This window comes from Xenophilus arseniciresistens (genome assembly GCF_028023875.1).
GTDB classification, from domain to species: domain Bacteria; phylum Pseudomonadota; class Gammaproteobacteria; order Burkholderiales; family Burkholderiaceae_C; genus Xenophilus; species Xenophilus arseniciresistens.
Map to the genome: position 1 here is coordinate 1 of NZ_JAQIPB010000013.1, position 19,575 is coordinate 19,575.

Here is a 19,575-nt window from a genome sequence, read left to right on the forward strand (position 1 = left end):
CGCTGGTGGCCTGCACGCACAAACTGCTGGTCATCTTGAACGCAATCGCTCGCACCAGGTCGCCCTGGCGCGACGAGCTTGCGGAAGCTGTTTGACTTAGTCATTCAAGATGGTTGCTTGTGTGATGGATCAGGCTGCTCTACGATGCACGTGAACATCATTGGTTCAACCATAGATTAAATAGCAAAGTGAGCCATTCATCCACCCCTTTGGACCCGGACGGTGCGCCACGTCCAGGCGGCGCAGACATGGCGCATGCCGCTGCAGGCGAGGCCCGATGACCGGCGCCTTGCCCAGGACGATGCGCGCCTGGCGCGTCGAAGCGCTCAGCGAGGATGGCCAGATGCACCTGCGCGACGTGGTGCTGCCGCGGCCCGGCGCGGACCAGTACCTGGTGCGTGTCGAAGCCGCGGGCCTGGCCTTCGGCGACACGCTGATCGTGCGTGGCAAATACCAGATCAAGCCGCCGCTGCCCTTCACGCCGGGCTCCGAGGTGCTGGGCACCATCGTGGCCGGCGAGGGCGGTGAGTTGGCGGTAGGCACGCGCGTGGCGAGCTCGTCGCGCCAGGGCGGCTTTGCGCAATACGCGCTGGTGCCGCGCAGCGAGGCCGTCGCGATCCCGCCGGACATCGACCCCGGTGCCGCGCTGGCCCTGCGCAGCAACTACCCGACCTCGCTGTATGCGCTGCGCATCGCGGGCCGGCTGCAGCGGGGCCAGACGCTGCTGGTGCATGCGGCGGCCGGTGGCGTGGGCAGCGCCGCCCTGCAGCTGGGCAGGCTGATGGGGGCGCGCGTGATTGCCACGGCCGGTGGCGCGCACAAGGTACGGGCCTGCCTTGATGCCGGGGCCGACCTGGCCCTGGACTACACCGACCCCACCTGGGTGCAGGCCCTGCGCGAACAGGTGCCCGGTGGCGCCGATGTGGTCTACGACCCGGTGGGCGGTGAGGTGGGCGTGCAGAGCCTGCGCTGCCTGGCCTATGGCGCGCGCTACCTGGTCATCGGTTTTGCCGGTGGCGAGCTCACGCAGCTCGCGGCCAACCGGCTGCTGCTGCACAACGCGAGCGCGGTGGGCGTGCTGTGGGGCGAGGTGCGCAGGCGCGAACCGGCGCTGGCCGCGAGCCTCACGCATGAGGCCTACGCCTGGCATGCGCAGCGACGCATCCATCTGCTGCCCGGAACGGCCTTCGCGTTCGAAGAAGCCCCGCTGGCGCTGGCGGCCCTGCAGGGGCGTGCCACGGTGGGCAAGGCCTGGCTGCGCGTGCCGCACTGAGTGGCCGCGCCGCCGGGTGCCTGGAACTGCTCTTCACGCGTCTGCGAAGGCCCAAAGGAAGCGCCTCGCAACCCCATCGCTCGCCTTGAGCCGACATTCCACTGAAAGGATCACTTCATGTACATGCCACCCGACACCCGGCTCAAGCTGGACCCGCAGGACGAATACACCCACACGCCCGAGCCTGTGGGCCACTACAACGAGAGCATGTACTTCAATGCCTTCGACTCGGTGCGCCGCGTCGGGGCCTGGGTGCGCATCGGCAACCGGCCCAACGAAGGGCATGCGGAGATGAGCTGCTGCGTCTACCTGCCCGACGGGCGCGTGGGCTTCATGTTCGGCCGCCCGGCCATCACGGGCAACGAGCGCATGGCCGCGGCCGGCATGTGCTTCGAGGTCATCGAGCCTTTCAAGCGCCACCGCGTGCGCTACGAGGGCGAGCTGCTGATCATGGATGACGCGCTGGCCATGGCCGACCCGAGTTCGGCCTTCAAGCGCTACCCCAAGCGGCCGGCCCTCATCGAGCTGGACTTCGAAGGCATCTCGCCCATGCATGGCGGCGAGATCGTCGATCTGCAGGGCCAGCCCATCGTGCTCGACCCCGCGCATGCGGTGTACCGCGGCCACACCGAGCAGAACATGGCGGTGAACGGCCACATCACGGTCGATGGCCAGCGGCATGCGTTCCAGAACGGCACGGGCTACCGCGACAAGTCATGGGGGCCGCGGCACTGGCACAGCTTCTTTTGGTACAAGTGGCTGCCCGTCACCTTCTCGCGCGACTTCGGCATCCTGCTGTCGATCAAGGGCCGGCCCGAAGGCGGGCCCAACCGCATCAGCGGCAATGTGCTGCGCGATGGCGTGTACGAGAGCGTCATCGACGGGCGCATCGAGACCGACTACGACGAAGCCTGGATTCCGCGTTCGCTCACCGCCTGGGTCACGACGCAGCGCCAGACCTATGTGCTCAAGGGCCGCGTGCTGACCACCGTGCCGCTGCGGCACAGGAAGGTGGGCGCCAGCGATTTCAGCAGCTACACCCGCATCACCGAGAGCCTGAGCGAGTACAGCTGCGAGGGCCATACGGTGCTGGGCATGACCGAGTACTGCGATGTGATGAACGACGGCGTGCCGATCTCCGAGCGAGCTGCGGCGCCTGCGTGATTCAGCCGCGCCCGCCAGTCCAGCCCGGGTTGTCGATGGCCAGTGCGTCGCGCAGGGTCTCGCGCAGGTGTCGCAGCAGCGCCTCGTCGTCCAGCGTGAGGGTGCCGGCTTCGATGCGCTGCGCCAGTTGCGCGCGCAGCTGCGTCAGGTCTTCGCTGTCTGTGTCCAGCAGCGCCTGCAGCCGCGCCTGTTCGGCCGCATCGGCCGCGGCGCCCAGCGCGAGTTCACGCGTGAGCAGGCGCAGCATGTTGACGATGACGCGGGTGCGAAAGCGCGGGAAGCCCGACAGCACAGGCAGCACCTCGCGCTCGAGGTCGGTGGCGGCGGCTTGCAGCAAGGTGGCCGCGGAAGGCACGAAGGCGGGCATGGTCGTCGCTCCTTTCAGTCGCGGGCCGTGGCCAGCGTCATGAAGTCCCACAGCGGCTCTTCCAGCCGCCGCCCCACGGCCGCCAGTTCGCTGCTCGCGGGCTGTCCGTCGGCGCCGCGCGCCAGGCCCCGGCGCACGCAGGAGATGGCCCACTTGAGGTTGGACATGGCCTCCCAGAAGCGCACGCGGCCCGGGTCCACCCGCGTGCCGCTCGCGCGCTCATAGGCGGCGTACAGGTCTTCGCGCGAGCCGAAGCCACCGGCTTCGCCCGGCCCGCCGAAGCGCCAACTGCGCATGCACAGCACGCCCAGGTCGTGCATCGGGTCGCCCACGCGCGCAATCTCCCAGTCCAGCACGCAGCGCACGCCCGCTTCGGGGTCGATGATCAGGTTGCCGGTGCGAAAGTCGGCGTGCACCAGGGTCGAAGGCGCGTCGGCCGGCAGGCGCTCGCCGATCCAGCGCAGCGCATACGAAAGCACCGGGTGGACGAAGGCATGCTCGGCGAGCAGGCCGCCGTAGATGGCCAACTCGTCCGCGGCATCGAGCCGCGCGAGGAAGGGCAGGCCCTGCGTGGGCACGCGGTGGATGGCCGCCAGGATCTCGCCGCACTGGGCCGCGAGCCGCGGGCGCGCCGCATCGAAGGCGGCATCGGCCACGATGCGCTTGCCCAGCGTTTCACCGTCGATGCGCTCCGTGATGTAGCCGCTGCCCAGCGCGTCCGCAGCCTGCAGCACATGCAGCACGCGGGGGGCGGGCACATCTGCGGCGCGGGCCTGGACCATCAGCGCCGCATCTTCCTCGGCCGTGAGCTTGGGCGGGCGGCGCGTGCCGGCGCCCACGTCCTGCGCGCGCGGCGGTGTCTGCTGCAGGATCAGCGGGTGCCGGCCCTGGTCATCGATCCAGTCGAAGGACCAGGTGGCCTTGGTGGCGCCGCCGGTGAGGCGGGCCAGCGATTGCAGCTCGCCGGGGCGCAGGACGCGCGTGAGCGTGGCCGCCAGCGCGGCGCGGGTCTGTTCGTCACTCATGGGACGCCAGGCTTGCTCAGGCACCCACCTGCGCGGCCGCCGCCGCAAGCCTGTCGCGGCACTGCGCCATCATGCGTTCGATCAACTCGGCGCAGCTCGGGATGTCGTCGATCAGGCCCGCCACCATGCCGGCCCAGATCACGCCGTTCGTGATGTCGCCGCTTTCCAGCGCGGCCCGGCCGCGCTGGCCATTGACCAGCGGTCGCAGCACCTCGAAGCTCGCGCCGCCGCTGCGGCCCTCGAGCTTGAGCACTTCCTCGGAGACCGGGTTGAGCAGCACGCGCGAGCTGTTGCGCAGCGTGCGCATGATCAGCCGCGTGTCGTTCTCGCGCGCATCGAGCAGCGCCTGCTTGACCTTGGCATGCACCGGCGCCTCCTGCGTGGCGACGAAGCGCGTGCCCATGTTCACGCCTTCGGCGCCCAGGGCCAGCGCCGCCGCCATGCCGCGCCCATCGGCAATGCCGCCGGACGCAACCACGGGCACGCTCAGCGCCGACACCGCGGCCGGAATCAGCACCAGGCCCGGCACGTCTTCCTCGCCCGGGTGCCCCGCGCATTCGAAGCCGTCGATGCTGACCACATGCACGCCGCGCTTCTCGGCCGCCAGCGCGTGGCGCACCGAGGTGCATTTGTGCAGGATCACGATGCCCGCATCGCGCAGTTGCTGGAACACCTGTTCGGGCACGTTGCCCGCCGTTTCCACGATGCGCACACCCTGCTCGATGATCACCTCGAAGATGCGCGCATAGGGCGGCGGGTTGACCGTGGGCAGCATGGTCACGTTCACGCCAAAGGGCTTGTCGGTCAGCGCGCGGCAGCGCTCGATCTCCAGGCCCAGCGCCTCGGGCGTGGGCTGGGTCAGCGCGCCCAGCGTGCCCAGGCCCCCGGCGTTGGAGACGGCCGCGGCCAGCTCGGCGCGGCCCACCCATTGCATGCCGCCCTGGATGATGGGGTAGCGGATACCCAGGAGTTCGGTGACGCGGTTGTTCATGGGCTTGCTTCTCAATCCAGACGGATGTCGTTTTCGCGGGCGATCCGGGTCCAGCGCTTGAGGTCCTCCTGCAGGAACTGCGCGAACTCGGTGTGGGTGTTGGCCACCGGCTCGAAGCCCAGCGCATGGATGCGGGCCTGGACTTCGGGCAGGGCGGTGATGCGGCGCACCTCCTGCACGTATTTCTCGACGATGGGTGCGGGCGTGCCGGCCGGCAGGAACAGCGCACCCCAGCCGGGCAGGTTGATGTCGGGGTAGCCCAGTTCCGCCAGCGTGGGCAGGTCGGGGAAGGTCTTGAGCCGGTGCGGCGCTGCCACCGCAATCAGCTTGACCTTGCTGGCGCCGAGCTGGTTCGCGTAAAAGCCCACCGAGCCATAGGCCAGCGCGATGTCTCCGCTGGCCACGTCGGTGAACGAAGCCGCCTCGCCCTTGTACGCCGCGTGCTTGATGCGGATGCCCGCGGCCTTGTTCAGCCCTTCGCCGATCAGGTGCGCGCCCGAGCCCACGCCGTAGCTGCCGAAGGTGTATTTCTCGGGTGACTGCCTGGCGAGCGCCACCACCCCGGCCAGGTCGTTCGCGGGCAGGGCTGCGTTGGCCACCATCGCGATCGGGAAGCTGGCCACCAGCGACACCGGCGCCAGGTCGCCCAGCTTGTACTGCGGGTTCGATTGCAGCACCAGGTTCTGGATGAAGCCGCTGATAGTGAACAGGGCCGTGTAGCCGTCGGCAGGTGCCTTGGCGACGGCCGTGGTGGCCAGGATGGTGTTGGCACCGGGCCTGGATTCGACGATCACCTGCTGGCCCCAGGCTTCGGTGAGCTTGGCGGCGTAAAGCCGCGCCAGCACGTCCATGTTGCCGCCGGGCGCCGTGGGGATCACGATGCGGACGGGTTTGGTGGGAAAGGGCGGGGTCTGCGCCGTCGCCGGCAGGGCCGCACTCAGAACGAGGGCGGCCGCCAGCAGCGCGCGGCGTGCGCGCGTGAAGTGCTTGTGCATGCTTGTCTCCTGCTTGTTTTCTTCGGAACGGGGAATCTGCTCACCAGCTCGGTCGCGCCACGCCCTCGCCAAAAGGCGCGTCGCGCTTTTGCACCGCGGCCTTGAAGCCGTGGGCCGCCACATCGGCATCGAACTGCTGCTTGGCCCGCGAAAGATGGGCGCGCGCGTCCATCTCGGCCGCCAGGCGGGCCAGGGTGCCGGCACCGGCCAGCTCCAGCGCGAGATTCACGATGCGCTTTTGCGTGGCCAGCAGTTCGGGCTCCACGCTGGCCAGGCGGCCGGCCAGCGCCATCACCTCTTCCTCCAGCCTGTCGGCGGGCGCGCTCGCCACCACCAGGCCGATGCGCGCTGCGTCGGCGCCACTGACCACGTCGCCGCTGAGCAGCAGGCGCTTGGCCCATTGCGGGCCGACGTTGTAGATCCACATGTGGTTGGGCGGCGAACCCATGGCGCGCGTGGCCGGAAAGCCGATGCGCGCATCGTCGGCCGCGATCACCATGTCGCAGTACAGCGCGAGGTCGGTCCCGCCGGCCACGCAATGGCCGTGCACCTTCGCGATCACGGGCTTGTGCAGCACGAAGGCAGTGCGCAGCAGCTCCTGGAAGCGCTCCAGCTTCCACGCGTCGTCGTCGAAGGAGCCGCTGCCGCTGCGGTAGTCGGGTGCGGCGCTGCCTTCCGCGGCATAGCGCGCATAGGCCGACTTCATGTCGTAGCCGGCGCAGAAGTCGGGGCCTGCACCCTCGAGCACGATCACGCTCACCGCGCGCAGGTCATCGGCTTCGAGCAGCGCCGCGCGCAGTTCGCAAAGCATCTCCCACGACAGCGCGTTGCGCCGGTCGGGGCGGTTCAGCGCGATGCGCGCCACGCGCCCCTGCACCGCAAAGCGCAGGTGTTCGGTCGATTGCAACCACTTGGCCATGCGGCGTCCTCAGATCCGGCGACCGGCGTTCTGCCAGAAGGGGTCGCGCAGGCGGCGCTTGAAAATCTTCCCGCTGTCCTCGCGCGGCAGCGAGGGGTGGAAGTCGATGCGCTTGGGCACCTTGAACTTGGCCAGGCGCTCCAGCAGCCAGGCATGGATCTCTTGTGCCGTGAGCTGCGCGCCGGGCATCAGCTCCACCGCCGCGGCCAGCGATTCGCCAAAGTCCTCGTCCGGGATGCCGAACACCGCGCAGTCCTTCACGCCGGGGCATTGCGTCAGCACCATCTCGATCTCGGCCGGGTAGATGTTGGTGCCGCCGAAGATCACCATGTCCGAGCGCCGGTCGCACAGGTACAGGCGGCCTTCCTTCATGTAGCCCACGTCGCCCAGGCTGATCAGGCCATCGCGTTCCACGCTTTTGCGCTTCTCTTCGTGGTTCAGGTAGGTGAAGTCGGCATAGGCGGGCACCCGCGCAAAGATCTCGCCGGTCTCGCCTTCGGGCAGCTGGCGGCCTTGCTCGTCGTAGAAGGCCATGCGCGTGCCGGGCGTGGGCATGCCCACGCAACCGGGGTGCTCCAGCCAGTCCTGCGGCGTGGCCAGCGTAGCCGTGCCCACCTCGGTGCCGCCATAGGTCTCGTAGACCACCGGGCCCCACCAGTCCATCAGTTCCTTCTTCACTTCGCGCGGGCAAGGGGCGCCGGTGTGCGTGACCCATTTCAGCGAGCGCACGTCATAGCGCGCACGCACCTCGGCGGGCAGCTTGAGCATGCGGATGAACATGGTGGGCACCATCACCGCGTTGTCGATGCGGTGCTTCTCGATCAGCGCCAGCGTCTCATCGGGGTCGAACTTGGACTGCAGCACCAGCACGTCGGCCGTCATCAGTGCCTGCCGGCCATAGGCGTTGGGCGAGGCGTGGTACAGCGGGCCGCTGACCAGTGCGCGCACTCCGGGCTTGAGGCCGTAGACGCTGGCGAACAGCTCGGCATAAGCCTTGCTCTCCTCGGGCGTGGCGGGCTGGCGCTTCACGCCCTTGGGATGGCCCGTGGTGCCCGAGGTGTAGATCATGGTCGCGCGTGCGCGCGGCGGCGGCGCCTGCAGAGGCTCGAAGCTTTCGGCCCACGGGCGCCAGACCGTGTCGCCAGGCACCGGCGCGGCCGCATCGGCGCTCACGCCGTAGCGCTGCTGGACCTGGGGCGGCGTCGGCACCACGAAGACCCGGATGTCTGCCGGCACCAGCGCGCGCAGCGGCGCCAGCAGATCGGCATGCGCCACCAGCACTTTGGGCCTCGCGTCCTGCAGCACGTAGACCAGTTCATCCGTGCGCCCGTGCCAGTTCAGCGGCACGCCATAGGCGCCGATGGCCGCGGCGGCCTGCTGCACCTCGAAGAAGGCGAAGTCATTGCGCAGCAGCAGCGCGACGGTGTCGCCCTCGCGCACGCCAAGCTGTTCGAAGCCGGTCGCAGCCTGCTGGGCCACGCGCAGGACTTCGTCGCGCGGGATGCCGACGTCGTCGAGGTAGATCATGGGGGTTGAACTCATGGCAATCTCAGCAAAGGGTGGCCGCGAGGCGTGCGGCATGCGCGTCGGCATCGCCGAACATCTGGTCGAGCACATGGATGCGGCGCAGGCAATGGCCCACCGCGTATTCCTCGGTCATGCCGATGCCGCCATGCAGCTGGATGGCGCCGTGCGCCACCAGCCGCGCGTTGCGCCCGACCGAAAGCTTGGCCGCGTGCAGATCGAAGGCGCTGTCTTGCGCTTCAGGGTCGTCGGCCGCCGTGGCGGCGGCCAGCGCCATGCTCTGGCACATCTCCAGCGCCACCAGCATGTCGGCCGCGCGGTGGCGCATGGCCTGGTATTCGCCGATCAGGCGGCCGAACTGGCGGCGCGTGCCCAGGTAGTCGACGGCCAGCGCATGGGCGGCCTGCGCGGCGCCCGTCATGTCGGCACAGGCGGCCGCGATGCCGGCGGCCACGGTGCCCGCGATGGCGCGGCGGGCGGTCGCGCCATCGTGCGGATCGTGCAGCGGCCGGGCGCTCACGCCTTCCAGGGTCAGCTCGCCGGCGGCGCTGTCGTCCACCAGCCTGAACTCGCGCAGCGTGGTGCCGGTCTGCGCGGCATCCACCAGAAAGAGCGCGCAGCCCTCTGCATCGTCGCTCTGGCCGCTGACGCGCGCGCTGACCACGTACTGCTGTGCCAGCCCGGCCGCCAGCACCGTGGACTTGACACCGTCCAGCACCCAGCGGCCCTGGCGCTGCTCGGCGCGCGTCTGTACCCACAGTGGCGCGTGGCGGCCGCCCGGCTCGTCGTGCGCCCAGGCCAGCCGCAGCGTGCCGTCGGCCAGGCGCGGCAGCAGCTCGGCCTGGTGCTGCGCGTCCGCGCCCAGCCGCAGCGCCGTGCCGGCGAGCACGGCGCTGGCCAGGTAGGGCTCCAGCGACAGCGCGCGGCCCAGGGACTGCAGGGCCGGCAGCAGCGCGCGCATGCCACCGCCAAAGCCACCGTGCGCCTGTGGCACGGGCAGCGCCATCAGGCCCAGTTCGGCCAGCAGCGCCCAGCTGCGTTCATCGTGTGCCGCGCCCGAGGCGACGAGCGCGCGCCGCTGTTCGAAGGCGTAGCGGTCTGCCAGCAGGCGCTCCAGGCTCTGCGTCAGCGCTGCCTGGTCTTCATCGAGTTCGAAGATCATGGGTCTGTTGTCTCGTGTCCTATCCGACGATGGCCTTGGCCAGGATGTCCTTCTGCACTTCGGTCGTGCCGCCGTAGATCGACGCGGCGCGCGAATAGAAGTAGCGCGGCGTGAGCGGGCCGTGTTCCACGTCATCCGCGCTGCGGCGCTCCAGCCCTGCGGGGCCGACGATCCGCGCGAGCAGGGCATTGATCTCCTGCTGCAGCTCGGTGCCCTTGAGCTTGAGCACGGAAGCGAAGGCGCCCAGGCGCTGCTGCTCGCCGGGCGTGAGCAGGAAGCGCCAGTTGGTGATCTCCAGCGCGCGCGTCTCGGCCTGCAGCACGGCGATCTCGCTGCGCAGCTTCGGGTCGTCCAGCAGGGGCCGGCCGGCCTGCGTGTGGCGCGATGCGAGCTCGCGCGCATAGTCCAGGCGCTCGCGGCACAGGCCCACGTTGGCAATGCCGGTGCGCTCGTTCGTGAGCAGGAACTTGGCGCAGTCCCAGCCTTTGTTTTCCTCGCCGACCAGGTTGGCCGCCGGCACGCGCACTTCGTCGAAGAAAACCTCGTTGAGGTGGTGCTCGCCGTCGATGGAAAGGATGGGCCGGATGGTGATGCCCGGCGTGCGCAGGTCGATCAGCAGGAAGGAAATGCCTTCCTGCTTGCGCGCTTCGGCGTCGGTGCGCACCAGCGCAAAGACCCAGTCCGCCAAGTGCGCCGTGGTGGTCCAGATCTTCTGGCCGTTGACGATGTAGTGGTCGCCCTCGCGCCGCGCCGCGGTGCGCAGCGACGCGAGGTCCGAGCCGCTGCCGGGCTCCGAGAAGCCCTGGCAGAACCACAGATCGAGGTTGGCCAGCCGCGGCAGAAAGTAATCGCATTGCGCCGGTGTGCCGAACTTCATCAGCACCGGCCCCAGCATGCCCACGTTGAACACCTGCGGCAGTGGCGCGGGTGCGCGGTAGATCTCGTCCAGCAGGATCAGCCGCTCCATGGTCCCCAGGTCGGCACCGCCAAAGCGCCGTGGCCAGTGCGGTGCAGCCCAGCCGCGTTCGTTGAGGATGCGCTGCCAGGTCACGGTGTCCTGCTTGCGCGGCGGGTGGCCTGCGCGCAGCCGCTCGCGGATGTCTGCAGGCAGGCGTTCCTGGATGAAGGCGCGCACTTCGTCCCTGAAGGCGCGCTGCTCGGAGGTCAGTTCAAGGTCCATGGCAAACATAGTATGGTTCAACCAATGACTATGCAATACTGTGGAACCCCGAAAGGATCCCACCCATGTCCAAGGACGACCTGCTCTTTCAACCGGTGCGCACGCGCCGCGGCTTCGAGGCCGTGTGCGACCGCATCCGCGACCAGCTCATGAACGGCGAGCTCAAGCCCGGCGACCAGTTGCCGGGCGAGCGCGAGCTGGCCGAGCGCTTCGGCATCGGCCGCGCGGCGGCGCGCGATGCGCTGCGCAGCCTGGAGGTGTCCGGCGTGGTGGAGGCCCGAAAGGGCGTTCAGGGGGGCTTTTTCATCAAGCGCGGCGGCGGCGGCGGGCTCGCGCAGACGGTGCAGGACATGGTGTCGCTGGCCCAGGCCTCGCTGGAGAACGTGATGGAGGCGCGCACCGAGATCATCTGCGTGGCGATCCGCCTGGCCTGCCCGCGCGCGACCGAAGAGGAGTTCGACGCGATCCAGCGCGACATCGACCTGCACGCGGACCTGTTCCGCCTGGGCCGTGCCTCGCGCAACACGCAGTCGGTGATCGAGTTCTACCGGATCATTGCGCAGGCCGCGCACAACCCGCTGGTGCTGATGATGGTGGATGCGCTGTCGCAGGTGTACCGCGCCATGCTCGCCAGCGTGGACCCGCGGCCCAACAAGGACATCATGGTCGTGCGCCAGCAGGTGCTGGACCACATGCGCAAGCGAGACGCGCAGGCGGCTTCGGACGCGATGGCCGCCTACCTGCGCCGGGTGACGAAATACCTTGTCAGCGAGCGTGACAAGAAGGGCCGCAGCGCCGCGCAGCGCCCGGGCCAGTAAGCCTCAGCCTCTCAGCCGTTCACCAGCACCAGCTTGCCGGTCACGTTGCGCGACGTGATGCTGCGCATGGCTTCCACCGCACGGGGCAGCGCATAGCTGCCTGAAACCAGCGGCCGCACGCGCCCCTGGGCGTAGAAGTCCAGCACCTGCTGCAGGTTGGCGCGGGCCTCGCTCCAGCAGCCGTCGCGCCAGACGTCGTAGCGCACGCCCAGGATGTCGAAGCCCTTGACCAGCGGATAGTTGATGCGGATCTGCGGAATGCGGCCGGAGGTGAAGCCGATCACCAGATAGCGACCGTCGAAGGCCATGCAGCGCACGGCCTCGTCGAAGGCGTCGCCGCCGACCGGGTCGTAGATCACGTCGGCGCCGTGGCCACCGGTCAGCGCCTTCACTTCCTCGCGCCAGTCGCTTTGGGTGTAGTCGATGGCATGGTCGGCGCCATGTGCCAGGCACAGGGCGCGCTTCTCGGGCGTGCTGGCCGCGGCGATCACACGTGCGCCCATGGCCTTGCCCAGTTGCACGGTTGCCAGGCCCACGCCGCCGGCAGCTCCCAGCACCAGCAGCCATTCACCGGCCGCGAGGCGCCCGCGCTGCTTGAGCGCGTAGAGCGTCGTGCCATAGACCACGGGGGTGGCCGCGGCTTCCTCGAAGCTCATGCCCGCGGGCAGTGTGAACACGCGCGCCGCATCGAGCACGATCTGCTCGGCAAAGCCGCCGCCGCGGGCGTCGGAGACACCCATCACGCGCTCGCCGGGCTGCAGCCCCCGCACCTCTTCGCCCACGGCTTCCACCACGCCGCCGGTCTCGCTGCCGGGCACCCAGGGCAGCGGTGGCTTGATCTGGTGCTTTCCCTCGACCTTGAGCGAATCGGGAAAGTTGACGCCGGCCGCATGCACGCGCACGCGCACTTCGTGCGGCATCAGGGGCGGCAGCGCAAGCTCGGCATGCTCCAGTTGATCAACCGAACCGAACTGCCTGCAGATGATCGCTTTCATGTCGTGGGCGTTGTTGTGTAAATGGTAAGACCATACAATAAAAAGGCCAAAGTTGCCACCCACCTTTCACCATGCAAGCCCATCTCCTTTGCCTCAGTGGCGACGCTGCCGTGCGCGCCGCGCTGCCGAAATACTCGCCAGAGCTGCCTGTGCATCTGTACCAGGTGCTGCGCCACATCCCCACCGATTCGGTGAGCGCAGAACAGGCGCAGCGGCCCATCGTCCCCGGCGCGGAAGGCATCGCATGGATCGTCGAGATCGGCTTTGCCGATGCGCCAGCGCAGGCCCGGGTGCTGGCGCAGCCCGCCTGGCGTGACTTCGAGGCCGCGCTCGGCGCCTCGGGCGAGCGGCTCTTTGCGTTCGACACGGCGCCCAACCTGCCCATCGTGCCCAAGGGCGCGGCGGCGGCCGGCGGCTTCAGGCGCTGGATGCTGCTGGAGCGGGCAGCGGCCACGCCAGCCGCGTTCAAGGAGGGTTGGTTCGGCCGCCATGCCGACCTGGTCAAGCAGCTGCCGGGTGTGGACGGCTATGTGCAGCACCTGGTGTCGGAATCCTTTGGTGCCGACGGGCGGCCGTTGGGCCGGCCTGCGATCTGTGTCGACGGCATCGCCGAGCTGTGCTTCGCGGATGAGGCGGCCATGCAGGCCTCCTATGCGAGCGATGCGCGACTGCCGTTGCGCGACGACGGCCGTGCGCTGCTGGGCGGGATCGTCACCCTGCTGGTGCAGGGCAGGCCCGCCTGACGGGCTGCCCCCTGGCGCCAGCTCAGTCCATCGTGATGTGGTTGGCCTTGACCACCTTCTCCCACAGCGCGTTGTCGCTGCGGATGATGTCGCCCAGTGCCTGGGTGCCGCTTTTGGGCACCACGTAGATGGCCTGGAACTTCTGCTGGATGTCGGGCTGTGCAAGCACCTTGGCCACGGCGTCGGCCAGCTTGGAGACCACCTGAGGCGGCGTGCCCGTGCGGGCCACCAGGCCGAACCAGGTCTCGGTGTGATAGCCCGGCACCGCTTCGGAGATGCTGGGCACGTCGGGCAGCAGCGGGCTTCGCTGGGCCGTGGAAACACCCAGGATGCGCATCCGGCCCTCCTTCACGAAACCCGCCGTCACCGACGAAGGCGTGGACAGCATGTACTTCGTCTGGCCCGACAGCAGCGCCTGCGCCGCAGGGCCTGCGCCCGGATACGGCACCATCACCATGTCGCGGATGCCCGCCGCATCGTGGAAGGCCACCATCGCGAGCTGCCCCACGCCGCCCAGCGCCGAGGCGCCCCATTCGAGCGAACCGGGCTTGGCGCGGGCCTGCTGCACGAACTGCGTCAGCGTCTCGGCCGTGGAGGGGTGCGCCATCAGCACCATCGGCGAGCTGCCCAGCAGCGAGACCGGCTCGAAATCCTTGATGGCGCTGTAACTGGGCTTGCTCTGCACCAGCGGCACCGTGACCAGGCCGCTGCCGTGCAGCAGGAACGTGTAGCCGTCGGCCGGCTGCTGTGCCACGTACTGGGAGGCGATGGCGCCGCCCGCCCCGGGCTTGTATTCCATGACCACGGGCTGGCCCAGCAGCTTCTGCAGCGGCTCCTGGATGTAGCGGCCCAGCACATCGTTGGTGCCTCCCGCGGCGGCGGGGACAATGAAGCGGATCGGGCGCTCCGGCCAGTTGTCGCGCGCTTGTGCGGGAACGGTGGCGGCGAGGGCGAGCAGGGCGCCCGCAATCAGGGTTCGGCGATGCATGTGGGGTGTCTCCTTTTCGTCCGATGATCGAATGGTTTGACCTAAATGTCTATAGGTCTTACCAAAAGACCAAGGGCCGCGTATGATGGGGTGATGAACACCAACCCCGCCACCCGTACCGTGGCCGAGCGCCAGTTCGATGTCGAGGACGCGCGCGGCCGCACCTACCGTGTCACCCGCTATGTGTGGGAAGAAGAGCAGGACGGCGCCTGGACCGAGCTGTGGGACATGCTGCTCACGGCCAATGGCGGCCTGGTCGATCCGCTGCCCGATGGCAGCGGCTACTGCGTCGACGGCACCGCCACCCTGGTGCGCGAGGTGCCCGGCAGCGTGCGCACGCGGGCGTCGAAGGAAATGGATGCAGTCGTTCCGGTCGGCGCCACAGGGGCGCACTGATGTCCGGCACTGGCCAAGGGCCGCTCGCGGGCCTGCGCGTGGTCGAGATGGCCGGCCTCGCCCCGGGGCCCTTCGCCGCGATGATGCTGGCCGACATGGGCGCGCAGGTGCTGCGCATCGACCGGCCCGATCCAGCCGCACGTGCCATGCCGCAGCAGTTCTGGTTCACCGACCGCAACCGCCGCTCGATCGCCCTGGACCTCAAGCATGAGGAGGGCGCCGCGCTGGCGCGCAGACTCATCGGCCAGGCCGACGCCTTGATCGAGGGCTTTCGCCCGGGCGTGATGGAACGCCTGGGCCTGGGCCCCGACGCATGCCTGGCGCTGAACCCGCGCCTGGTGTATGGCCGCATGACCGGCTGGGGCCAGGAGGGCCCGCTGGCCCAGGCGCCCGGGCATGACATCAACTACATCGCGCTGGCCGGCGCGCTGGACGCCATCGGTCCGGCTGGCGGCGCACCGGTCGTGCCGCTGAACCTGGTGGGCGATTTCGGCGGCGGCGGCATGTACCTGGCCTTCGGCATCGCCTGCGCGTTGATCGAGGCGGCGCGCTCTGGCAAGGGCCAGGTGGTGGACGCCGCGATGGTCGACGGCGCGGCCTCGCTCATGACCTATTTCTACAGTTACCTCGCGGGCGGCAAGTGGCAGGGGCGCGGGCAGGGCACGCTGGGCGGCGCGGCGCCGCACTACGGCGTGTATGAAACGCGCGATGGCAAGTACATCTCGATCGGATCGGCCGAGCCCAAGTTCTACGCTGAACTGCTGCGCGCCACCGGCCTGGACCAGGAAGAGCTTCCGGACCGTGCCGACCCGGCCCAGTGGCCGGCCCTGCGCGAGCGGCTGTCGGCTGTCTTTCGCACCCGCACGCGCGACGAGTGGGACGCGCTGCTGGGCCGCTCGCAAGTGTGCTTCGCCCCCGTGCTGGACCTGCGCGAAGCTGCGGCGCACCCGCACAACGTGGCGCGCCAGACCTTCGTGGAAATCGACGGGCACCTGCAACCGGCGCCCGCGCCGCGCTTCTCGCGCACACCCAGCGCCCGGCCGCAGCCGGGCGTGGCGCCGGGCGTGGACGTGCAGGCCGCGCTCGAGGGCTGGGGCCTGTCAGGCGAAGACATCGGCGCCCTGGCCGCGCGCGGCGTCGTGGCCTGACCAGGCTGCACGCCCGGATCGGGCCCCCCCAAGACACCCCGGTGTGGCCTGGCGCCGGCCAGCCAGTGCGGATCCGGGATCGCTCGTGCGCGTTTCTCCGGTGATGAATGCGTTGACCGCGGCACCGCGTCATAAATATAATGGTCTTACCAATGACACTCTAAGGCCGATTGCCATGTTCGAACGCCTCGACACCGACTTCCCGCTGCACACGCCGCGCCCTGCCGATGCGCCCATGGCGCTCGAAGGCATTCGGGTCATCGATTTCAGCCACTTCCTGGCCGGCCCCTTCGCCACCATGATCCTGGGCGACATGGGCGCGGACGTGATCAAGGTCGAGACGCCGGGCCGCGGCGACGAGTTCCGCCACTACCCGCCCGTGCCCGAGCAGGCGCCCGCGCAGGGTGCGCCCTACACCTGGGGCAACCGCAACAAACGCAGCGTGGCACTGAACCTCAAGAGCGCAGAAGGCGTGGAGGTGGTGAAGGCGCTGATCGCGCAGGCCGACGTGCTGTGCGAGAACTTCTCCACCGGCGTGATGGAGCGCTTCGGCCTGGACTACGCCAGCGTGAAGAAGCTCAATCCGAAGATCATCTACTGCTCGGTCTCGGCCTATGGCCGCGAAGGCGCTTTCAGCGACCGGCTGGGCTTCGATCCGATTGCGCAGGCCGAAAGCGGCTTCATCTCGATGAACGGCTACAACGACCGCCAGGGCGTGCGCACGCTCTCCCCGGTGGTGGACATCAGCACCGCAATGATGGCCAGCAACGCCATCCTGGGCGCGCTGGTGGCCCGCGGACGCACGGGGCAGGGCCAGCAGATCGAGATCGCGCTGTTCGACAACGCGGTGCTGATGACCGGCTATGCGGCCCTGCAGCATCTCTACTCGGGCGCGCAGCCGCAGCGGCACGGCAACACCAGCCCCGACACCTGCCCCTCGGGCGTCTTCATGAGCCAGGACAAGCCCTTCTACATCAACTGCGGCAACGACAAGATCTTCCATCGCCTGGCCGCCCAGGTGCTGGAGCGCCCGGACCTGGCGAACGACCCCGTCTATTCGGACCGCAACGGACGCATGGCCAAGCGCGACGAGATCTTCAAGCTGCTCGAGGAGCTGTTCGTGCAGCAACCCTGGGCCTACTGGCAGCCGCGCATGCGTGCCGCGCAGATCCCCTGCGGCGAGGTCCGCAGCGTCGGTGATGCGCTGCGCTCGGCCGAAGCCAGGGAGCGCAAGCTGGTCACGCGCATCCCGCATCCCACGCTGGGCGCCATTCCAAACGTGCGCCTGCCCATCCTCTATTCGGGGACGCCGCTGGCAGACCCGAAGGCCGCACCCGCGGTGGGCCAGCACACCCGCGAAGTGCTGGCCGAAGTGCTGGGCTACGACGAGGCGCGCCTGACCGCGTTGCAGGCCAGCGGCGCGCTGGACCCGGCTGCCGCCCAACCCCGGCCGGCGGCGCCTGCCGCGGCCGAGGCGGCAGCGGGATGAAGACGCTCTCGCCCGCTGCGCCCCGGCTGCTGCTGCACACGCGGCGCGTGGAGTGCACCGGCTGGGAGCGCGAAGATGGCCTGTTCGACGTGGAGGGGCGTCTGTCGGATGTGCGCGCGCATGACCTCGACGGCTCGCGCGGCAACGCGCCGCGCCGCGCGGGCGAGCCCATCCACCTGATGAGCTTGCGCATCACGCTCGACGAGAGCTTCACCATCGTGGCGGCCGAGGCCTGCTCGCACCAGGTGCCCTATGCGGACTGCGACGGCATCAACGCCGCCTACGCGCAGCTGGTCGGCCTGCAGATCCGGGGCGGTTTCACCAAGGCCGTGAAGACGCTGTTCGCGGGCCAGCAGGGCTGCACGCACCTGACGGAGCTGCTCGGCCCGATGGCCACCACCGCCTTCCAGGCCATCAACCCGGCCATGGAGCGCCGCAGGGCGCTTCGCGGCGAACCGGCGGATGATCCAAAGTCGGCCGACCGCCTGCTCGACAGCTGCCACGGGCTTCGGCGCGGCGGGCATGCAGCGGTGGTCCGCTGGGGTGCGCGCGGGGGCTGAAGCCCGAGCCGCGCACCCCGTGCGGGTGGCGGCCTGGTCCGTCACTCGGGGTTGATGCCCTTGGCCTTGAGCAAGGCCTCGAAGCGCGCGCCTTCCTTGTCCACCAGTGCGCGGAACTGCTGTGGCGTGCTGTACTTGGGCTGGTTGCCGGAGCGCTCCAGGGCGTCCTTGACCGTCGGGTCCGCCAGCGCGGTCTTGAGCGTTTCATTGAGCCTGGACACGATCGGCTCTGGCGTGCCCGGTGCCGCGACCAGGCCGAAGAACACCTCGGTGGTCATGCCCGGAAAGCCCTGTTCAGCCATCGTCGGCACCTCGGGCAGTTCCTTTTCCCGCTGCGGGCCGGTCACGGCCAGGGCCTTGAGCTTGCCCGAGCGCACCAGCGGGATGTTGGACGACAGCGCATCGAACAGGAAGTGGATGTTGCCGCCCATGATGGCGGCCGCTGACTCCGCGCCTCCCTTGTAGGGCACATGCAGCGCATCGAAGCCGCCCTCGCTCTTGAGCAGCTCGGCCAGCAGGTGCAGGCTGCCGTTGACCCCGTTGGAGCCGAAGCTGAGCTTGCCGGGATGGGCCTTGCCGTAGGCCACCAGTTCCTTGACGTTGTTCACGCCCAGCGAGGGCGAGGCCACGAGGATGAAGCCGGACGTGGTGGCCTGGCCGATGGTGATCACCGTCTTCACGTCGTAGCCCGGGTTCTTGTACAGATAGGGCGAGATCGCCATCACGCTGTTGCCCACCCACACCAGCGTGTGGCCGTCGGCAGGCGCGCGCAGGGTCTGTGCCACCGAGAGCGTGCCCGAGGCGCCGGGTCGGTTCTCGATCACCACGGGCTGGCCCAGCAGGTGGCCCATCTTCTCGCCGACCAGGCGTGCGGTGAGGTCGGTGGTCCCGCCGGCGCCCGCGCCCACAAGGATCCTGATCGGGCGCGAGGGGTAGCTTGCCTGGGCCCAAAGCGGCGGGGTGGCCAGCGCTGCCGCGCCGGCGGCAAGCAGGGTGCGGCGCCGGATGTGGCTCTCGGTCATGGGTGTCTCCTTCATCGATTGAATGGGGTTTGCAGCGCGCCGGCCAGGCCGGTCGATTGACACCGCAAACGGCTGGAATTATATTGGTCTAACCATTCAATTACGCAACCAATGTCGCCTGCAACGATGAACGAATCGCCCGCCCAGGTGCTGGAGACGCTGACCAGCGAGCGTCACAGCTGCCGTGCCTTCCTGCCGCAGCCCGTTGACCGCGCCACCCTTGAATCCGTGCTGCGCATGGCCCAGCGGGCTGCCTCGTGGTGCAACTCGCAGGCCTGGCAGGTCAGCGTGCTCTCCGGCGCAGCGACCGAGCGGCTGCGCGAAAAGCTGGTGGCGGCCGCGCGCGCGGGGGAAGGCGGCGCCACCGACTTCCCCTTCCCGCACGACTACCAGGGCGTGTACCTGGAGCGGCGCCGCGACTGCGGGTTCCGCCTGTACGGCGCCGTGGGCGTGGAGCGGGGCGACCGCGGGGGCTATGCGCAGCAGACGCTGGAGAACTTCCGGCTCTTCGGCGCGCCGCATGTCGCCATCCTGACGAGCGACGCGGGCCTGGGCGTGTACGGCGCCGTGGACGTCGGCGGCTATGTCCAGCTGGTGCTGCTGGCCATGCAGGCCCACGGCATTGCCGCGATCCCGCAGGCCGCGCTGGCTCACCACGGCGCGCTGATCAAACGCGAACTCGGCATCGGGCCGGACCGGCTGATGGTCTGCGGCATCTCCTTCGGCTATGAGGACACCGCGCACCCCGCCAACGGCTTTCGCACGCCGCGCGCGCCGCTGGCGCAGGCGGTGCAGTTCGTGGACGCCTGAGGCACG

The 19,575-nt window shown here is 69.3% G+C and carries 20 protein-coding genes; 9 read left to right on the forward strand and 11 right to left on the reverse strand.

Annotation, left to right across the window (positions count from 1 at the left end):
• Positions 1-277 precede the first annotated feature (277 nt).
• Positions 278-1,273, forward strand: a complete 996-nt coding sequence (locus PGB34_RS21595) for an NADPH:quinone oxidoreductase family protein (RefSeq protein ID WP_271430173.1) — start codon at positions 278-280, stop codon at positions 1,271-1,273.
• Between the two features lie 117 nt (positions 1,274-1,390).
• Positions 1,391-2,437: a DUF7064 domain-containing protein gene (locus PGB34_RS21600; RefSeq protein ID WP_271430174.1), complete on the forward strand. Its 1,047-nt coding sequence runs from the start codon at positions 1,391-1,393 to the stop codon at positions 2,435-2,437.
• 1 nt (position 2,438) lies between these two features.
• Here the strand turns inward: PGB34_RS21600 and PGB34_RS21605 are convergent, their stop codons facing one another.
• From PGB34_RS21605 to PGB34_RS21640, 8 genes are read right to left on the reverse strand one after another with little or no spacing between them, the layout of a single operon-like run.
• A complete protein-coding gene (locus tag PGB34_RS21605) occupies positions 2,439-2,804 on the reverse strand; it encodes a DUF6285 domain-containing protein (protein ID WP_271430175.1) in 366 nt (121 codons plus the stop codon).
• Between the two features lie 14 nt (positions 2,805-2,818).
• Positions 2,819-3,829 carry a phosphotransferase family protein gene (locus PGB34_RS21610; protein WP_271430176.1) on the reverse strand — a complete coding sequence of 337 codons (1,011 nt, stop codon included), beginning with the start codon at positions 3,827-3,829 and terminating at the stop codon, positions 2,819-2,821.
• 16 nt (positions 3,830-3,845) lie between these two features.
• Entirely contained in the window at positions 3,846-4,820 is a 975-nt protein-coding gene (locus tag PGB34_RS21615) for an NAD(P)H-dependent flavin oxidoreductase (protein ID WP_271430177.1), read from the reverse strand.
• Between the two features lie 11 nt (positions 4,821-4,831).
• Complete coding sequence (locus PGB34_RS21620; protein WP_271430178.1) at positions 4,832-5,815, reverse strand: tripartite tricarboxylate transporter substrate binding protein; 984 nt, start codon at positions 5,813-5,815, stop codon at positions 4,832-4,834.
• 40 nt (positions 5,816-5,855) lie between these two features.
• Entirely contained in the window at positions 5,856-6,734 is an 879-nt protein-coding gene (locus PGB34_RS21625) for a crotonase/enoyl-CoA hydratase family protein (protein ID WP_271430179.1), read from the reverse strand.
• Between the two features lie 9 nt (positions 6,735-6,743).
• A complete protein-coding gene (locus PGB34_RS21630) occupies positions 6,744-8,276 on the reverse strand; it encodes an acyl-CoA synthetase (protein ID WP_271430180.1) in 1,533 nt (510 codons plus the stop codon).
• A gap of 7 nt (positions 8,277-8,283) precedes the next feature.
• Complete coding sequence (locus PGB34_RS21635) at positions 8,284-9,420, reverse strand: acyl-CoA dehydrogenase family protein (RefSeq protein WP_271430181.1); 1,137 nt, start codon at positions 9,418-9,420, stop codon at positions 8,284-8,286.
• Positions 9,421-9,439: 19 nt separating this feature from the next.
• Positions 9,440-10,600 (reverse strand): acyl-CoA dehydrogenase family protein, encoded by a 1,161-nt coding sequence (locus tag PGB34_RS21640; protein ID WP_271430182.1) that lies wholly within the window; start codon positions 10,598-10,600, stop codon positions 9,440-9,442.
• Positions 10,601-10,665: 65 nt separating this feature from the next.
• Here PGB34_RS21640 and PGB34_RS21645 point away from each other — a divergent pair, with 65 nt between their 5' ends.
• Positions 10,666-11,418: a FadR/GntR family transcriptional regulator gene (locus tag PGB34_RS21645; protein WP_271430183.1), complete on the forward strand. Its 753-nt coding sequence runs from the start codon at positions 10,666-10,668 to the stop codon at positions 11,416-11,418.
• 11 nt (positions 11,419-11,429) lie between these two features.
• Here PGB34_RS21645 and PGB34_RS21650 read toward each other — a convergent pair whose 3' ends face one another.
• A complete protein-coding gene (locus PGB34_RS21650) occupies positions 11,430-12,413 on the reverse strand; it encodes an NADPH:quinone oxidoreductase family protein (protein ID WP_271430184.1) in 984 nt (327 codons plus the stop codon).
• Positions 12,414-12,484: 71 nt separating this feature from the next.
• On the opposite strand from PGB34_RS21650, the gene PGB34_RS21655 reads away from it, so the two are divergent.
• Positions 12,485-13,156 carry an EthD domain-containing protein gene (locus tag PGB34_RS21655; RefSeq protein WP_271430185.1) on the forward strand — a complete coding sequence of 224 codons (672 nt, stop codon included), beginning with the start codon at positions 12,485-12,487 and terminating at the stop codon, positions 13,154-13,156.
• Between the two features lie 22 nt (positions 13,157-13,178).
• On the opposite strand, the gene PGB34_RS21660 is transcribed toward PGB34_RS21655, so the two are convergent.
• Positions 13,179-14,144 carry a Bug family tripartite tricarboxylate transporter substrate binding protein gene (locus PGB34_RS21660; protein ID WP_271430186.1) on the reverse strand — a complete coding sequence of 322 codons (966 nt, stop codon included), beginning with the start codon at positions 14,142-14,144 and terminating at the stop codon, positions 13,179-13,181.
• Between the two features lie 93 nt (positions 14,145-14,237).
• Here PGB34_RS21660 and PGB34_RS21665 point away from each other — a divergent pair, with 93 nt between their 5' ends.
• The 4 genes from PGB34_RS21665 (at position 14,238) to PGB34_RS21680 (ending at position 17,737) form a co-directional block, all read left to right on the forward strand.
• Complete coding sequence (locus tag PGB34_RS21665; protein ID WP_271430187.1) at positions 14,238-14,540, forward strand: hypothetical protein; 303 nt, start codon at positions 14,238-14,240, stop codon at positions 14,538-14,540.
• The gene (locus PGB34_RS21670; protein ID WP_271430188.1) at positions 14,540-15,688 is read left to right on the forward strand and encodes a CaiB/BaiF CoA transferase family protein; all 1,149 of its coding nucleotides are present in this window, start codon (positions 14,540-14,542) and stop codon (positions 15,686-15,688) included. Before PGB34_RS21665 ends, PGB34_RS21670 begins: the two co-directional genes overlap by 1 nt.
• A gap of 175 nt (positions 15,689-15,863) precedes the next feature.
• Positions 15,864-17,177 carry a CaiB/BaiF CoA transferase family protein gene (locus PGB34_RS21675; protein ID WP_271430189.1) on the forward strand — a complete coding sequence of 438 codons (1,314 nt, stop codon included), beginning with the start codon at positions 15,864-15,866 and terminating at the stop codon, positions 17,175-17,177.
• On the forward strand, positions 17,174-17,737 hold the full coding sequence (locus PGB34_RS21680; RefSeq protein ID WP_271430190.1) for a DUF2889 domain-containing protein: 564 nt from the start codon (positions 17,174-17,176) through the stop codon (positions 17,735-17,737). The genes PGB34_RS21675 and PGB34_RS21680 overlap by 4 nt, the downstream gene beginning before the upstream one ends.
• A 41-nt stretch (positions 17,738-17,778) precedes the next feature.
• Here the strand turns inward: PGB34_RS21680 and PGB34_RS21685 are convergent, their stop codons facing one another.
• Entirely contained in the window at positions 17,779-18,759 is a 981-nt protein-coding gene (locus PGB34_RS21685; RefSeq protein ID WP_271430191.1) for a Bug family tripartite tricarboxylate transporter substrate binding protein, read from the reverse strand.
• Positions 18,760-18,885: 126 nt separating this feature from the next.
• On the opposite strand from PGB34_RS21685, the gene PGB34_RS21690 reads away from it, so the two are divergent.
• On the forward strand, positions 18,886-19,569 hold the full coding sequence (locus PGB34_RS21690) for a nitroreductase (protein ID WP_271430192.1): 684 nt from the start codon (positions 18,886-18,888) through the stop codon (positions 19,567-19,569).
• The last annotated feature ends 6 nt before the right edge of the window (positions 19,570-19,575 follow it).

Coding starts and splice junctions, on each gene's coding strand:
- PGB34_RS21665 (WP_271430187.1), top strand. CDS start 14,238: ATGAACACCAACCCCGCCACCCGTACCGTGGCCGAGCGCCAGTTCGAT.
- PGB34_RS21610 (WP_271430176.1), bottom strand. CDS start 3,829: ATGAGTGACGAACAGACCCGCGCCGCGCTGGCGGCCACGCTCACGCGC.
- PGB34_RS21630 (WP_271430180.1), bottom strand. CDS start 8,276: ATGAGTTCAACCCCCATGATCTACCTCGACGACGTCGGCATCCCGCGC.
- PGB34_RS21605 (WP_271430175.1), bottom strand. CDS start 2,804: ATGCCCGCCTTCGTGCCTTCCGCGGCCACCTTGCTGCAAGCCGCCGCC.
- PGB34_RS21620 (WP_271430178.1), bottom strand. CDS start 5,815: ATGCACAAGCACTTCACGCGCGCACGCCGCGCGCTGCTGGCGGCCGCC.
- PGB34_RS21640 (WP_271430182.1), bottom strand. CDS start 10,600: ATGGACCTTGAACTGACCTCCGAGCAGCGCGCCTTCAGGGACGAAGTG.
- PGB34_RS21635 (WP_271430181.1), bottom strand. CDS start 9,420: ATGATCTTCGAACTCGATGAAGACCAGGCAGCGCTGACGCAGAGCCTG.
- PGB34_RS21680 (WP_271430190.1), top strand. CDS start 17,174: ATGAAGACGCTCTCGCCCGCTGCGCCCCGGCTGCTGCTGCACACGCGG.
- PGB34_RS21625 (WP_271430179.1), bottom strand. CDS start 6,734: ATGGCCAAGTGGTTGCAATCGACCGAACACCTGCGCTTTGCGGTGCAG.
- PGB34_RS21655 (WP_271430185.1), top strand. CDS start 12,485: ATGCAAGCCCATCTCCTTTGCCTCAGTGGCGACGCTGCCGTGCGCGCC.
- PGB34_RS21690 (WP_271430192.1), top strand. CDS start 18,886: ATGAACGAATCGCCCGCCCAGGTGCTGGAGACGCTGACCAGCGAGCGT.
- PGB34_RS21600 (WP_271430174.1), top strand. CDS start 1,391: ATGTACATGCCACCCGACACCCGGCTCAAGCTGGACCCGCAGGACGAA.
- PGB34_RS21595 (WP_271430173.1), top strand. CDS start 278: ATGACCGGCGCCTTGCCCAGGACGATGCGCGCCTGGCGCGTCGAAGCG.
- PGB34_RS21660 (WP_271430186.1), bottom strand. CDS start 14,144: ATGCATCGCCGAACCCTGATTGCGGGCGCCCTGCTCGCCCTCGCCGCC.
- PGB34_RS21645 (WP_271430183.1), top strand. CDS start 10,666: ATGTCCAAGGACGACCTGCTCTTTCAACCGGTGCGCACGCGCCGCGGC.
- PGB34_RS21685 (WP_271430191.1), bottom strand. CDS start 18,759: ATGACCGAGAGCCACATCCGGCGCCGCACCCTGCTTGCCGCCGGCGCG.
- PGB34_RS21650 (WP_271430184.1), bottom strand. CDS start 12,413: ATGAAAGCGATCATCTGCAGGCAGTTCGGTTCGGTTGATCAACTGGAG.
- PGB34_RS21615 (WP_271430177.1), bottom strand. CDS start 4,820: ATGAACAACCGCGTCACCGAACTCCTGGGTATCCGCTACCCCATCATC.
- PGB34_RS21670 (WP_271430188.1), top strand. CDS start 14,540: ATGTCCGGCACTGGCCAAGGGCCGCTCGCGGGCCTGCGCGTGGTCGAG.
- PGB34_RS21675 (WP_271430189.1), top strand. CDS start 15,864: ATGTTCGAACGCCTCGACACCGACTTCCCGCTGCACACGCCGCGCCCT.